The organism is Pseudomonas sp. GW821-FHT01E10 (assembly GCF_059422365.1).
In genome coordinates this window covers 133,598-148,403 of the sequence record NZ_JBWKWT010000006.1, presented here as the reverse complement: position 1 = coordinate 148,403, position 14,806 = coordinate 133,598, and the positions used below count along the sequence as shown (strand labels likewise).

Here is a 14,806-nt window from a genome sequence, read left to right as displayed (position 1 = left end):
CCGCCATCAGATTTCGCTGATGTAAGTACCAATCCCATTGAGGATGTTCTGCAAGGTTTCTTCCACCTCCGCCAGATCGCTGGCATCGGTACTGTGCAGGATTTCCAGCGAATCATTGCCACCCAGCGCATCGGCGTCCACGGCGGCGATTTCGATCAGCAGACGGTCAGGGCTGAGGGTGACTTTCACGCCATCCAGGGCCGAAGGCTTGTCGTGGAAGATGATCTCCAGCTCGTCCTCGTCCGGAAAACGGCTCATCAGGAACATTTCGCCCTCGGCACTGGTGCAGCAGAGCATGGCCAGATTGTCTTCCTCGTCATCGCACGGATTGACGATCAAGAGGTCGGTTGTCATTTGCATGGGAAAAATCCTGGCTCGGCGAGCGTTGTGAACACAACAAACGGCAATTCTGCCAGCCCTGGGGAATTTCTGCTTGGCTGAGTGTCAGAGGATGTGTTGTGAACATCCGATGCGTCTCGAGTCATTTCTGGTACGAAGGTGCCGTAAGTCCGGGCATAAAACGCCCGTTTTCCTGCACGGCTGCTAGTGTTGTTCGAGGCGCATGCCACGAGTTACGTGCCGATGACCGAATATGTCGCAGCGCTGCAAGCACGGCCCTTGCCGCACTGGTTAAGCTGCGCAACGGATGAGCACCCGTAAAGGCATTGACGATGGCTGCGATGGTAGCCCCGCCAGTCGTTTTTGCAGATGCCCATTCAATGGAAGGTGAATGTGACCTGAGTGTCTCGTCCAGCTTCACCCAACTGTCGTCCTGTTTCCTCTGCCCGAGAATCAGGAACAGGGTGACGGATTGCCCCGAAAGGGGTTTGCACGCGACGCTTCCATCAATAACAAGCCCAAGCGGAGTACCACAGATGGCGTTCTTCACCGCAGCCAGCAAAGCCGACTTCCAGCACCAACTGCAAGCGGCACTGGCGCAGCACATCAGTGAACAGGCACTGCCACAAGTGGCGCTGTTCGCCGAACAATTTTTCGGCATCATTTCCCTCGACGAGCTGACCCAACGTCGGTTGTCCGACCTCGCCGGTTGCACCCTTTCTGCATGGCGCCTGCTTGAGCGCTTCGATCACGCTCAATCGCAAGTGCGTGTCTACAACCCCGATTACGAACGCCACGGCTGGCAGTCGACCCACACCGCGGTCGAAGTGCTGCACCACGATCTGCCATTCCTGGTGGATTCGGTGCGTACCGAGCTGAACCGTCGCGGCTACAGCATTCATACCCTGCAAACCACTGTGCTGAGCGTGCGTCGCGGCAGCAAGGGTGAGCTGTTGGAAATCCTGCCGAAAGGCACCCAGGGTGAAGGCATTCTGCAAGAATCGCTGATGTACCTGGAAATCGACCGTTGCGCCAACACGGCCGAATTGAATGTCCTGACCAAAGAGCTGGAGCAGGTTCTCGGTGAAGTCCGCGTTGCGGTCGCCGATTTCGAACCGATGAAAGCCAAGGTCCAGGAGCTGATCGAAGGCATCGACAATAGCCAGTTCGCCATCGACGCCGAAGAAAAATCCGAAATCAAGAGCTTCCTGGAATGGCTGGTGGGCAACCACTTCACCTTCCTGGGCTACGAAGAGTTCGTGGTGGGCGAGGATCAGAACGGCGGTCACATCGACTATGACCAGAGCTCGTTCCTCGGCCTGACCAAGCTGCTGCGCGCCGGCCTGACCGTCGATGACCTGCGCATCGAAGACTACGCCGTCAACTATCTGCGTGAACCGACGCCGCTGTCGTTCACCAAGGCGGCACACCCAAGCCGTGTCCACCGTCCGGCCTACCCGGACTACGTGTCGATCCGCCAGATCGATGCCAACGGCAAGGTCATCAAGGAATGCCGCTTCATGGGCCTGTACACCTCGTCGGTGTATGGCGAAAGCGTGCGGGTCATTCCTTACATCCGTCGCAAGGTCGAGATCATCGAGCAGCGCTCGGGCTTCCAGGCCAAGGCTCACTTGGGCAAGGAACTGGCCCAGGTACTTGAAGTGTTGCCTCGCGATGACCTGTTCCAGACGCCGGTGGATGAGTTGTTCGCCACCGTGATGTCGATCGTGCAGATCCAGGAACGCAACAAGATCCGCGTATTCCTGCGCAAAGACCCGTACGGTCGTTTCTGCTACTGCCTGGCCTATGTGCCGCGTGACATCTACTCCACCGAAGTGCGCCAGAAGATCCAGCAAGTGCTGATGGATCGTCTGAAAGCCTCTGACTGCGAGTTCTGGACCTTCTTCTCCGAATCCGTGCTGGCCCGTGTGCAGCTGATTCTGCGGGTCGACCCGAAGAACCGTCTGGACATCGACCCGGTTCTGCTGGAAAAAGAAGTGGTGCAGGCCTGCCGCAGCTGGCAGGACGACTACGCCAGCCTGGTGGTCGAGAGCTTCGGCGAAGCCCAGGGCACCAACGTGCTGGCCGACTTCCCGAAAGGCTTCCCGGCCGGTTACCGCGAGCGCTTCGCCGCCCACTCGGCTGTGGTCGACATGCAGCACCTGCTGAGCCTGAGCGAAAAGAATCCGCTGGTGATGAGCTTCTATCAGCCGCTGGGTCAGGTATCGGGCCAACGTGAGCTGCACTGCAAGCTGTATCACGCCGACACGCCGCTGGCGTTGTCCGATGTGTTGCCGATCCTGGAAAACCTCGGCCTGCGCGTACTGGGTGAATTCCCGTATCGCCTGCGCCACAACAGCGGTCGCGAGTTCTGGATCCACGACTTTGCGTTCACGGCTGCCGAAGGCCTGGAACTCGACATCCAGCAACTCAACGACACCTTGCAGGACGCTTTCGTCCACATCGTGCGTGGCGATGCCGAGAACGATGCGTTCAACCGTCTGGTACTGACCGCCGGCCTGCCATGGCGCGACGTGGCGCTGCTGCGTGCCTATGCCCGTTACATGAAGCAGATCCGTCTGGGCTTCGACCTGGGTTACATCGCCAGCACCCTGAACAACCACACCGACATCGCTCGCGAGTTGACCCGGTTGTTCAAAACCCGTTTCTACCTGGCGCGCAAGCTGGCCAGTGACGACTTGGAAGACAAGCAACAACGCCTGGAACACGCGATTCTGAGCGCACTGGACGATGTTCAGGTGCTCAACGAAGACCGCATCCTGCGTCGTTACCTGGACCTGATCAAGGCGACCCTGCGGACCAACTTCTATCAGACCGATGCTCACGGTCAGAACAAGTCCTACTTCAGCTTCAAGTTCAACCCGCACCAGATTCCAGAGCTGCCGAAGCCGGTTCCGAAGTTTGAAATCTTCGTTTACTCGCCGCGCGTCGAAGGCGTGCACCTGCGCTTCGGCAACGTGGCTCGCGGTGGTCTGCGCTGGTCCGACCGTGAAGAAGACTTCCGCACCGAAGTCCTGGGCCTGGTAAAAGCCCAGCAAGTGAAGAACTCGGTCATCGTGCCGGTGGGTGCGAAGGGTGGCTTCCTGCCGCGTCGCCTGCCACTGGGCGGCAGCCGTGACGAGATCGCGGCCGAGGGCATCGCCTGCTACCGCATCTTCATCTCGGGCCTGTTGGACATCACCGACAACCTGAAAGACGGTGCGCTGGTACCGCCGGCCAACGTCGTGCGTCATGACGACGATGACCCGTACCTGGTGGTGGCGGCGGACAAGGGCACTGCGACCTTCTCCGACATCGCCAACGGTATCGCCATCGACTACGGCTTCTGGCTCGGCGACGCGTTCGCATCTGGCGGTTCCGCCGGTTACGACCACAAGAAAATGGGTATCACCGCCAAGGGCGCGTGGGTCGGCGTACAACGCCACTTCCGCGAACGCGGTATCAACGTCCAGGAAGACAGCATCACCGTGGTGGGCGTCGGCGACATGGCCGGTGACGTGTTCGGTAACGGCTTGCTGATGTCCGACAAGCTGCAACTGGTCGCAGCCTTCAACCACCTGCACATCTTCATCGACCCGAACCCGGAGCCAGCCAGCAGCTTCGCCGAGCGTCAGCGCCTGTTCGACCTGCCGCGTTCGGCCTGGTCGGATTACGACACCAGCATCATGTCCGAAGGCGGCGGTATCTTCTCCCGTAGCGCGAAGAGCATTGCCATCTCCGAGCAGATGAAAGAGCGCTTCGACATTCAGGCCGACAAGCTGACCCCGACCGAACTGCTCAATGCCTTGCTCAAGGCACCGGTAGACCTGTTGTGGAACGGCGGTATCGGCACGTACGTCAAAGCCAGCAGCGAAAGCCACGCCGATGTCGGCGACAAGGCCAACGATGCACTGCGCGTGAACGGTAACGAACTGCGCTGCAAGGTTGTGGGCGAGGGCGGTAACCTCGGTATGACTCAGCTGGGTCGCGTCGAGTTCGGCCTCAATGGCGGCGGTTCTAACACCGATTTCATTGACAACGCCGGTGGCGTGGACTGCTCCGACCACGAAGTGAACATCAAGATCCTGCTGAACGAAGTGGTTCAGGCCGGCGACATGACCGACAAGCAACGTAACCAGTTGCTGGCGAGCATGACCGACGAAGTCGGTGGCCTGGTGTTGGGCAACAACTACAAGCAGACCCAGGCACTGTCCCTGGCGGCCCGTCGTGCCTTGCCACGGATCGCTGAATACAAGCGCCTGATGAACGATCTGGAAGCCCGTGGCAAGCTGGATCGCGCCATCGAGTTCCTGCCGTCGGAAGACGCGATCAACGAGCGCGTCGCGGCAGGCCATGGCCTGACCCGTGCCGAGCTGTCGGTGCTGATCTCCTACAGCAAGATCGACCTCAAGGAGCAGTTGCTGGGCTCCCTGGTGCCGGACGACGACTACCTGACCCGCGACATGGAAACCGCTTTCCCGCCGACGCTGGTCAGCAAGTTCTCTGCCGCCATGCGCCGTCACCGCCTGAAGCGCGAAATCGTCAGCACCCAGATCGCCAACGATCTGGTCAACCACATGGGCATTACCTTCGTTCAACGGCTCAAAGAGTCGACCGGCATGAGCCCGGCGAACGTGGCCGGTGCGTATGTGATCGTGCGTGACATTTTCCACCTCCCGCACTGGTTCCGTCAGATCGAAGCCCTGGATTATCAGGTCTCGGCCGACGTACAACTGGAGCTGATGGACGAGCTGATGCGTCTGGGCCGTCGCGCTACGCGCTGGTTCCTGCGTGCCCGCCGCAACGAGCAGAACGCCGCCCGTGACGTCGCGCATTTCGGTCCGCACCTGAAGGAGTTGGGCCTCAAGCTTGACGAACTGCTCAGTGGCGAGATTCGCGACACCTGGCAGGCTCGCTATCAGGCGTACGTCGAAGCCGGTGTGCCGGAGTTGCTGGCACGCATGGTGGCTGGCACCACGCACCTGTACACCCTGCTGCCGATCATCGAGGCTTCCGACGTGACCGGCCAGGATCCAGCAGATGTGGCCAAGGCCTACTTCGCCGTGGGCAGTGCGCTGGACATCACCTGGTACCTGCAACAGATCAGCGCCCTGCCGGTTGAAAACAACTGGCAAGCCCTGGCCCGTGAAGCGTTCCGCGATGACGTCGACTGGCAACAACGTGCGATCACCATCTCGGTCCTGCAACAGGGCGACGGCACCCAGGACGTGGAAACACGCCTGGAGCTGTGGATGGAGCAGAACGAAGGCATGATCGAACGCTGGCGCGCCATGCTGGTGGAAATCCGTGCCGCCAGTGGCACTGATTACGCCATGTACGCGGTGGCCAACCGTGAATTGCTGGATGTCGCGTTGAGCGGTCAAACGGTAGTACCTGCCGTTATCACCGCTACTGCGGGTGCCGAGCTGGAACCGGCTGCCTGATTGAGCGTTGAATGAAAAAGCCCCGTCTCGAGAGAGACGGGGCTTTTTTTTGCCTGACGGTTTTTTTTGGGGGGGGCTGGTCGGGCGCTCTTCGCCTCAGCGATCAGTTCTGCAAAGGAATCAACACTTTCTCATCCGGGGCCAACACCATGAACACCAATAGCTTGGCAGGTTTTGTGGCGCTGGCGTTTTTCGACACCAGATGTTCCGAACCGGCCGGCTCATACCAGAATTCGCCAGCCTTGTAGGTAATCGCTTTTTCGCCTTTGACTTGAGAAGTGATCTCCCCCGAAAGCACATAGGCCATGGCCGTACCCTGGTGTTTATGGGCAATGGAAGATTGGCCCGGCTGGTAATCGACTTCGATCATCAAGGCTTTTTTGCCAGGTGCGTTTTTTAGCATCTGGTCCTGCAGAATGGTGACGTTTTCCGAAGGGGCGGCGGTTTTGTCGGCGAATGCCGAGGCTGAAACGCTCAGGGCCAGGGCGGTGAGAGAGGCGGCAAAAAAACGAAGTGCATTCATGGTTGATTACCTGTGGTGGTGAGTCGTCAGGGACCACGGTAAGCCGCGCCGTCGGGCAATCAAACGGCCAATTTTCCGGAAGGTGAGGGGACCAATCACGAGTGCGAAGAGCTAAAGGGTGATGAACTGTGGCGAGGGAGCTTGCTCCCGTTGGGCTGCGCAGCGGCCCCAAAACCGGTGGGCGCAAAGGGCCAGACAGACTGCGTTCGCTGGGTTTACGTCTGCTGCGCAGACGAGCGGGACGGTGCGGCGATCTGACAAGCACCCTCGCCACAGGTGTTTGTCAGACGATAGGAAAGCTGTTGAAGTCGACGGCATTGGCCAGTCGGCTGTCGATCAGGCCGATAAAGCCTTGCACTTCGGGGCGATTGAAATGCGCTTGCATGGCCGCTTCCGATTGCCAGCGGGCGCTGACCGTCCAGCGGGTGTCGTCTTCGGGGCAGCGGTCGACCATATAGCCGTCACAGCCCGGAAGTTCGCGCAGGGTGTCGACAATCTTTTGCAGTTGTTTGCCCAGTTCGTCCGAGCGACCGGCGGCAGCTCGTATCTTTACAGTGTTGAACACTTGGTTGGACATTACTCACACTCCTGAATCAGGCCGGACGAATCCTGCTCATTGAGGGATAACGCCCATGCAGGATAGGCCTGCCCCCTTGGGCCGCCAATAGCCAATCACCGGATAAAACCGCAGACCAATCCCTCAACCAACCTGCTGCAAAATGTCCCGCAAACGGTCCAGGGCGATGTCGATGTCCAAGGTTTCGATCGCCCCGAATCCCAGGAAAAGCCCGGCCCGTGGCGTTTGCTGGTAAAAAAAGTCGTCCAGGGTATAGAGCCCCACTTCGACTTTTTTCGCGAGCTCGATCACCAATGGAATATCGACCGGCACCTTGCACAGTACCGCCATGTGAAACCCGGCCGTGGTCGGCACCGCTTCGAACCATGGCGAAAGGTCGCCCGCCATCCTCGCCAGGATCCGTTCGCGGCGCCCGGCGTAAATCGTGTGGCAACGCCGGATGTGCTTGAGCAGACAGCCTTCGGCGATGAACTTGGCCAGCGCCCATTGGGGCAGGGTGGAGGTGTGCCGGTCGGTGAGTTGCTTGGCGCTGATCACCGCTTCGAGAATCGCCGGCGGCAAAATCGCATACCCCAGCCGCAACTCCGGCAACAGGGTCTTCGAGAAGGTGCCAACGTAGGCGACGATGCCGCGTTCATCCAGGCTTTGCAGCGAGTCGGTGGGCCGTCCTTCATAGCGGAACTCGCTGTCGTAATCGTCCTCGATGATGATCGCCCCCAGTTCGTGGGCCCGCTCCAGCAGCGCCAGCCGACGCTCGTGGCTCATGGGCATGCCCAAGGGGAACTGGTGCGAGGGGGTGACATAAATCAGCCGCGTGCCGTCGGGAATGTGCTCGACCTGGATGCCTTGCGCATCGACCGGCACGCCGACCACCGTTGCGCCATGAGTCCCGAACAACAGGCGCGCCGGAGGGTAACCGGGGTCCTCCATGGCCACGAGGCTGCCCGGTTGGGTCAACACCCGGGAAATCAGGTCCAGCGCTTGCTGCGCGCCATTGCACACCACAACGTCTTCGTCCCGACAATTGACCCCGCGGGAAAATGCGATGTGCTGTGCGATTGCATTGCGCAGCGCCGGCAGGCCTTCGGGCTGGCTGTAGAAACCCTTGGAGCCGGCGATCTGGCGCAAGGCATGGGAGGTACAACGGCGCCAGTCGTCCTGCGGAAATTGGCCCTTGCTGGTTGCACCACCGATAAAGTCGTAGCGCAGCGAGCCTTCCAGCGTCGGGTGGCGCAAGAACGTCGGCAACTTGCGCCAGCTCTCGATGACATCGAAGCTGGCCAATTCCGAATGGCTCTGTTTACGGACGACTTTTGCCGCCCGGGCATTGACGTAGGTGCCTTTGCCGATCACCCCGGTGAGGAAGTTTTCGTAGGTCAGTTGCGCATACGTGTCGGAAATGGTCTTGCGCGAAATCCCCAGTTGTTCGGCCAGCAAACGGCTGGGCGGCAGCTGCGTGCCGGCTGCCAGGCGCCCGGATTCAATGGCGCTGCGCAGTTGCCGGTACAGCTGGCCTGCCAGATCCTTGCGGCCGTTGATGACAACGTGAAGTTCCATACCGGCGGGGCTCCTGGGCGATTGTGAGGCGACTGTGCGTCGCGCCAGATTACCTGCATGAGTGACTGCACAGAAGTTGTGTGGGTGAAAAACCGGCGATTGGTCTTCTGTCGGGCGGTCCATGGCTTTTTCGCTGAATTGGCTCTGTAACGCTCGTGCATCAGCGCCTAACGTGGAGATACCGATTCGCGCCACGAGGCCGCCGCCATGACCGTTCGCCTGGATTACTACAGCGCATCGCCCAAGGCGATGAAAGCCATGATCGCCATGGAGGCCTTGACCCGTGATCTGAGCATCGAACCGGCGTTGCTGAACCTGATCAAGATCCGCGCCTCGCAGCTCAATGGCTGCGCCTTCTGCACTGACATGCACTCGGTGGACGCACGTCGTATCGGCGAGACCGATCGGCGGCTGTATGCAATCGTGGTCTGGCGCGACAGCGGCTTTTTCAGCCCTCGGGAGCGGGCGGCCCTGGCCTGGACCGAAGCGGTGACCCTGCTCGCGCAAAGCCATGTGCCGGACGATGTTTATGCACTGGCCCGGGAGCAGTTCGGTGAAGGGGAATTGGTCGACCTGACGATGGCCATCAGCGCCATCAACAGCTGGAATCGCCTGGCGGTGAGTTTTCGGCAAACCCCCGGCGGTTGATTATTGGTTTGGTTTTTGCCCGCTTGTCACATCAGGTTCATGAACGATCAGCAGGATGAAACGCTCAAGGACAGATCGACAGGGAGTCATCAATGTCATTCATGGAATCCGCCGGGCGTCAGGGCGTGGCCGAGTACCATTCGCCCGTAGAACACAGTAACGCCTTACACTCACGGATAGCCGGAATCGATCCGGTGTTGCTGCAGTCTTTCAGGGTCAGCGCCCGCTGTGGCTGTTTCATGCAGGCGGCCCGCAGTCTCAATATCAAGTCGACCCAGTTGCGTAAACAATTGGCGCAACTTGAAACACAACTGCAGCGCTCGTTGTTCTGCCATTCGGGCAATGGCTTTGCCCTCAGTCGTGACGGGTTGCAGCTTCAGGCGCAGTTGATGGCCTTGGCCCGTGAACGCGACTTGCCGGTGATTGAACAGCCCTTGATTCGCCTGGCCGTGGCCGAGTCGATCCTGCACGACATCCTCGGTCGCGACCTGGTCTCGCTGCTGCGGCGCAACGCCAGTGTGCGCCTGGACATCATTTCCCTCGACAGCGAACTGTCCCTGCGGGCGATCAGCGCCGATGTGGTGGTGTGGCTGACGGGCACTGATTCGCCGCTACCAGGCCCCAGTTTCGCCATCAGCGAGCCCCAGCGTCTGGCACGGCTGGACTATCTGCCGCACATTGCCAAACGTTACTCGCGGGTCGCGGCCCGCCCGGACAGCCTGGGTGACCTGGCCGACTTCATGCTGGTGCAATGGCAGCACGACCGCCAGGTCGAGACCTTTGGGCCGTGGAACCGTCTGGTGGAGCAGCGCCTGGCGGGGGTGGTGCAGTTGCATTCCTATGAGTTGATGCTGGAGATGATCCGTTGCAGCGCCTGCATCGGTTTGCTGCCGCACTACATGAGCCGATTCGATCGAGGGCTGCTGGCGTTGTCCGGGCTGTTCAACCAACCGATGCAGCGCCAGGTGTGGATGGCGGTCAATGCCGACTCCCGAAATGAGGCCGAGGTGCAGGGAGTTGTCGAGCTGATCCGCAATACCTTCAACGAGCGGCGGGAGTGGTTCGAGCAGCTTGACTGAGCTTCTGGCAAGAACACCTTTGTTGCGAGGGGGCAAGCCCCCTCGCCACATGGGTTTGCGCCGTTATAGAGTAAGCGGCCATGTACGCATCAAGGACGAAACATTCATGCCCGCCGACTCCGTCATTACCCTCGAACGCTTCAACGAATCCCACATCGAGGGCGTCACCGCCCTCTACAACGACCCGGCTGTGGCCCGTCAGGTGCTGCAGATGCCGTTTCAGTCCACCGAGGTCTGGCGCCAACGCCTGATGGCCGACAACGAACGGGCGGTGAAACTGGTGGCGCTGCACCAGGGAACGGTCATCGGCAACATCGGTCTGGAACAGTTTTCGCGAGTTCGCCGCAGCCACGCCGGCAGCTTCGGCATGGGTGTCGCCGTGGCTTGGCAAGGCAAGGGTGTCGGTTCGAAGCTGCTGGCGGCGGCGCTCGATGTCGCCGACAACTGGATGAACCTGCAACGGGTCGAACTCTCGGTGTACGCCGACAACGAAGCGGCCATCGGCCTGTACCGAAAATTCGGCTTCGAGACCGAAGGCCTGTTCCGCGACTATGCCGTGCGTGACGGTCGCTTGGTCGATACCCTGAGCATGGCGCGCTTGCGTCGCACGCCCAAGGAAGGTTGAGTCAGTCGCCCAACGCAAACGCCACCGCCGCCTGCGCATGCAGTTCGGTGGTGTCGAACAAGGGCAGGGCGCTGTGCTCGGGTTTGATTAGCAGGCCGATCTCGGTGCAGCCGAGGATGATCGCCTGGGCGCCGCGTTCGGTCAGCGCTTCGATCACCCGTTGATAGACCTGGCGCGACGCCTCGCTGATGACCCCGACGCACAACTCGTCATAGATGATCCGGTGCACCGCCTGACGTTCTTCGGCCTCCGGCACCTGCACCGTCAGGCCCTTGGCCGTCAGACGCGCCTTGAGAAAGTCCTGCTCCATGGTGAATGCAGTACCGAGCAGGCCCACCCGCAGCGCGCCGGAATCCAGCGCCGCCTGAGCGGCCGGGTCGGCAATGTGCAGGAACGGAACATCAATCGCAGACTGAATCTGCCCGGCCACCTTGTGCATGGTGTTGGTACACAGCACCACGCAGTCGGCGCCGCCAGCCTCCAGGCGTTGCGCGGCATCCACCAGAATCGCCGCCGCATCGTCCCAGCGCCCGGCATGTTGGGCCTGTTCGACAGGGCCGAAGTCGACGCTGTACATTAGCAATTTCGCCGAGCGCAACGGCCCGAGGCGGTCGCGTACCTGCTGGTTGATAAGACGGTAATACTCGGCGCTGGACTCCCAGCTCATGCCGCCGATAAGGCCGATGGTGCGCATGTCATGCTCCTGTGAATGGCAAACCCTTGCGAGAGAGTGTCCAGTGGATCCTTGTTCCGATCTATCAGGAAATTTCACATGCCCGGTGTGCTGAGCGAGAACCTGTTGGGCGGCAGACTCTGCCTGCAACTTTTGCCCCGCGCGCCGTACAGCGCGCGGGATCCGGCGCAGTCACAAACCCTCGGGGTGACGCTTGAACGTCAGCAGGGCGTGCATGCGATCGATTCTGACCGGCGGACGGATTTCGATACCTGGCCGGGCGTATTGGCGTACACGCCGGTCGGCGTGGAGGTGTTTTCCGAATCGGCCAGCGGTGGCGAGTATCTGCTGATGCGGCTGGACGAACAGTTCGCCAGCGAACAATTACCCAGTGTCGCCCACCGTGTGCAGTCTTGCGGCAATCGACGTGCGCTGACCATCGCACGTGAGATTCGTCGTCAGTTGCTCGCCACGCAGCCCGACCTGCTGGCGCTTGAGCAATGTGCCGCGGCGCTGGTTGGCGTCGCGGGTTCGATAACCGATACAACGCAGCGTGCCACGCCCAAGGCCTTTGCCCGAGTCATGGAACAGATCGCCGAGCAGTTCCAGCACCCCCTGACGCTGGAACAATTGGCTGTCACCTATGGGCACAACGAACTGCGCTTTCTGCGCGATTTCACCCAGGCTATTGGCCTGACGCCTCACGCCTACCTCATTGAAGTGCGGCTTCAGGCCGCACGCAGGCTGATCGAGCGCACGGCTCTGCCCTTGGCCAGCATCGCTCTGGATGTCGGCTTCGCCCATCAGTCCCACATGGGCAGTGCCTTTCGCAAATACCTGGCCATGACCCCCAGCCAGTACCGCTCGCGCTTTTAGTCGTACGCCGGCAGCGCGCATCTGCCATGCTCAAAGTCCGCAGCACCGCTTCAACCAAAGGAACACCGCAATGGACGACGTACAGCAACTGGGCGAGATGCTTCGCCACTACGCAGAAAGCGAAGCGCACAAGAAGCAACTGTTTGAAGCGCAATCGGCCGTGTGGGCGACGCGCATCGGGGAGTTGTTCGATCAGATCCAGCAGTGGCTGGCACCGGTCCTGGCGCCGAACCTGCTGGAAGTGAGCCGCGAGGCGTATGTCGCATCCGGGCCGAGTGTGCCGGTGGAGACGTCGACGTTCAAGACCGAGAAACTGAGCGTCGTTATCGCCGGCAAACCGGTGGAGTTTGTGCCGGACGTGATGGGCGTTGGTGGGCAGATTTCCCTTGCCGTGATGGGGTTGACCGCGGCGCGCTATGGCAGTATTTCGCTGGTGTGCCTGCCACCGTCCAGCGCCTGGCAATGGCGCAAGACCAACGGCCTGAAAGACCCGGACACGTTTGCCTTCGATGCAAACTTTTTGGCGCAGCAACTGCAGAGCCTGATTCCCCGGGAACGCAACTGAAGCGTTTTTTGTGATGATCGTTCCCACGCTCCGCGTGGGAATGCCTCAAGGGACGCTCCGCGTTCCAATGGGAGGCGGAGCGTCCCGGGCTGCATTCCCACGCAGAGCGTGGGAACGATCATCAAACCTCGAGGTTGCCCCATCCCGGCTTTGCTTCCTCCGGCGCTACCGCTTTCACGGTCTTGCCGGTCGCCAGTTCAACCCGCCGCGCCACCTCGGGGTCATCGGCAAACGGAATCAGGCTGGCATCGTCCAGGCTCTCGGGCGTCTGCTGTTTCAAGCAGTATTCGATCGCCAGCCAAAGCCCCAGCACGCCCAATAGATTCAATGCCATTTCGATCATGTCAGGCTCCTTGCCTCAGGCATACTGCGCTTCAAGTTCGGCCATCTTCACATCCGCAACCCGCACCGTACGCCACACGTTATACGCCATCAGCAGCATGCCGCTGAGGAAGAACACCCCGCCGACAAACCGCACGATGAAGCCCGGATGACTGGCCTGCAACGCCTCGACGAACGAGTAGGTCAGCGTGCCGTCGTCGTTGATTGCGCGCCACATCAAGCCCTGGGTGATGCCGTTGACCCACATCGAGGCGATGTACAGCACGGTGCCGATGGTCGCCAGCCAGAAGTGCAGGTTAATCAGCGGCACGCTGTGCATTTGCGTGCGGCCGAAGACTTTCGGAACCATGTGATAGATGGCGCCGAAGGTGATCATCGCCACCCAACCGAGGGCGCCGGCGTGCACGTGGCCGATGGTCCAGTCGGTGTAGTGGGAGAGGGCATTGACCGTCTTGATCGCCATCATCGGCCCTTCGAAAGTCGACATGCCGTAGAAGGCCAGGGACAGCACGAGGAAGCGCAGGATCGGGTCGGTACGCAACTTATGCCAGGCCCCCGACAGCGTCATCATGCCGTTGATCATCCCGCCCCAGCTCGGCGCCAGCAGAATCAGCGACATCGCCATGCCCAGGGACTGCGCCCAGTCCGGCAGTGCGGTGTAGTGCAGGTGGTGGGGACCGGCCCAGATATACAGGGTGATTAGCGCCCAGAAGTGCACGATCGACAAGCGATAGGAATACACCGGCCGACCCACCTGTTTCGGCACGAAGTAATACATCATCCCGAGGAACCCGGTGGTGAGGAAAAAGCCCACCGCGTTGTGCCCGTACCACCACTGCACCATGGCGTCGGTGGCCCCGGAGTACACCGGATACGACTTGAACCAGTCCACCGGAATCGACAGGTGATTGACCACGTGCAGCATGGCGATCACCACGATGAACGCGCCGAAGAACCAGTTGCCGACGTAGATATGCTTGGTCTTGCGGCGCACCACGGTGGTGAAGAACACGATGGCATAGGCGAGCCAGACCACCGTCATCCACACCGCGCCGGAGAACTCGATCTCGGCGTATTCCTTGGTGGTCGTGTAGCCCAGCGGCAGGCTGATCAGCATCACCACGATCACCGATTGCCAGCCCCAGAAGGTGAATGCAGCGAGTTTGTCCGAGAACAGCCGAACCTGGCAGGTGCGCTGCACGGCGTAGTAACTGGCGGCGAATTGCGCACTGCCGGCAAAGCCGAAAATCACCAGGCTGGTGTGCAGCGGGCGCAAGCGGCCGAAGGTGGTCCACGGCAGGTCGAGGTTCATCTCGGGCCATACCAGTTGCGAGGCGATCCATACCCCCATCGCCATCCCGACGACGCCCCATACCACGGTTGCCACGACGAATTGGCGGACGACCTTGTAGTTATAGGCCAGTCCGATTGTTGCTGTGCTCATGGTCAGTTCTTCCACGGTTGCAAAGTCTTGCCAGGCCACCCGGTCTGGCATGCGATGAACTGTAGAAACCCTGCCGGAAACAAAACAGTCTCAGGAAACTTTCATTTATACGGA

General features: G+C 60.5%; 14 protein-coding genes. 6 read left to right on the top strand and 8 right to left on the bottom strand.

The window, feature by feature from the left end; translation table 11 throughout:
• Positions 1-6: 6 nt before the first annotated feature.
• Together AC07V0_RS13955 and AC07V0_RS13950 are read right to left on the bottom strand one after the other, a co-directional pair.
• On the bottom strand, positions 7-360 hold the full coding sequence (locus AC07V0_RS13955; protein WP_018926161.1) for a hypothetical protein: 354 nt from the start codon (positions 358-360) through the stop codon (positions 7-9).
• A 121-nt stretch (positions 361-481) separates the two neighbouring features.
• Positions 482-901 carry a hypothetical protein gene (locus AC07V0_RS13950; RefSeq protein WP_495019651.1) on the bottom strand — a complete coding sequence of 140 codons (420 nt, stop codon included), beginning with the start codon at positions 899-901 and terminating at the stop codon, positions 482-484.
• Here AC07V0_RS13950 and AC07V0_RS13945 point away from each other — a divergent pair.
• Positions 876-5,783, top strand: a complete 4,908-nt coding sequence (locus AC07V0_RS13945) for an NAD-glutamate dehydrogenase (protein ID WP_495019650.1) — start codon at positions 876-878, stop codon at positions 5,781-5,783. The two genes, AC07V0_RS13950 and AC07V0_RS13945, sit on opposite strands and share 26 nt — an antisense overlap.
• Positions 5,784-5,886: 103 nt before the next feature.
• On the opposite strand, the gene AC07V0_RS13940 is transcribed toward AC07V0_RS13945, so the two are convergent.
• The 3 genes from AC07V0_RS13940 to pdxR all read right to left on the bottom strand — a co-directional run bounded on the left by AC07V0_RS13940 (position 5,887) and on the right by pdxR (position 8,440).
• Positions 5,887-6,306: a cupin domain-containing protein gene (locus AC07V0_RS13940; RefSeq protein WP_495019649.1), complete on the bottom strand. Its 420-nt coding sequence runs from the start codon at positions 6,304-6,306 to the stop codon at positions 5,887-5,889.
• A gap of 283 nt (positions 6,307-6,589) precedes the next feature.
• A complete protein-coding gene (locus AC07V0_RS13935; protein WP_018926158.1) occupies positions 6,590-6,883 on the bottom strand; it encodes a putative quinol monooxygenase in 294 nt (97 codons plus the stop codon).
• Between the two features lie 123 nt (positions 6,884-7,006).
• Positions 7,007-8,440: a MocR-like pyridoxine biosynthesis transcription factor PdxR gene (gene pdxR, locus AC07V0_RS13930; RefSeq protein WP_018926157.1), complete on the bottom strand. Its 1,434-nt coding sequence runs from the start codon at positions 8,438-8,440 to the stop codon at positions 7,007-7,009.
• 207 nt (positions 8,441-8,647) lie between these two features.
• Between pdxR and AC07V0_RS13925 the strand changes: the two genes are divergently transcribed.
• From AC07V0_RS13925 to AC07V0_RS13915, 3 genes are all read left to right on the top strand, one after another.
• On the top strand, positions 8,648-9,088 hold the full coding sequence (locus AC07V0_RS13925) for a carboxymuconolactone decarboxylase family protein (RefSeq protein ID WP_018926156.1): 441 nt from the start codon (positions 8,648-8,650) through the stop codon (positions 9,086-9,088).
• Between the two features lie 92 nt (positions 9,089-9,180).
• On the top strand, positions 9,181-10,167 hold the full coding sequence (locus AC07V0_RS13920) for a LysR substrate-binding domain-containing protein (RefSeq protein ID WP_436275417.1): 987 nt from the start codon (positions 9,181-9,183) through the stop codon (positions 10,165-10,167).
• Positions 10,168-10,273: 106 nt separating this feature from the next.
• Positions 10,274-10,792, top strand: a complete 519-nt coding sequence (locus tag AC07V0_RS13915) for a GNAT family N-acetyltransferase (RefSeq protein WP_018926154.1) — start codon at positions 10,274-10,276, stop codon at positions 10,790-10,792.
• A gap of 1 nt (position 10,793) precedes the next feature.
• Here AC07V0_RS13915 and AC07V0_RS13910 read toward each other — a convergent pair whose 3' ends face one another.
• Positions 10,794-11,486: an aspartate/glutamate racemase family protein gene (locus AC07V0_RS13910; RefSeq protein ID WP_495019648.1), complete on the bottom strand. Its 693-nt coding sequence runs from the start codon at positions 11,484-11,486 to the stop codon at positions 10,794-10,796.
• 78 nt (positions 11,487-11,564) lie between these two features.
• Here AC07V0_RS13910 and AC07V0_RS13905 point away from each other — a divergent pair, with 78 nt between their 5' ends.
• On the top strand, positions 11,565-12,341 hold the full coding sequence (locus AC07V0_RS13905) for a helix-turn-helix domain-containing protein (RefSeq protein ID WP_111453557.1): 777 nt from the start codon (positions 11,565-11,567) through the stop codon (positions 12,339-12,341).
• A gap of 70 nt (positions 12,342-12,411) precedes the next feature.
• Positions 12,412-12,906 carry a hypothetical protein gene (locus AC07V0_RS13900; RefSeq protein WP_064618184.1) on the top strand — a complete coding sequence of 165 codons (495 nt, stop codon included), beginning with the start codon at positions 12,412-12,414 and terminating at the stop codon, positions 12,904-12,906.
• Positions 12,907-13,027: 121 nt separating this feature from the next.
• Here the strand turns inward: AC07V0_RS13900 and AC07V0_RS13895 are convergent, their stop codons facing one another.
• Together AC07V0_RS13895 and ccoN are read right to left on the bottom strand one after the other, a co-directional pair.
• Entirely contained in the window at positions 13,028-13,249 is a 222-nt protein-coding gene (locus AC07V0_RS13895) for a cbb3-type cytochrome c oxidase subunit 3 (RefSeq protein WP_495019647.1), read from the bottom strand.
• 15 nt (positions 13,250-13,264) lie between these two features.
• Positions 13,265-14,692: a cytochrome-c oxidase, cbb3-type subunit I gene (gene ccoN / locus AC07V0_RS13890; RefSeq protein WP_026286424.1), complete on the bottom strand. Its 1,428-nt coding sequence runs from the start codon at positions 14,690-14,692 to the stop codon at positions 13,265-13,267.
• Positions 14,693-14,806: the final 114 nt, after the last annotated feature.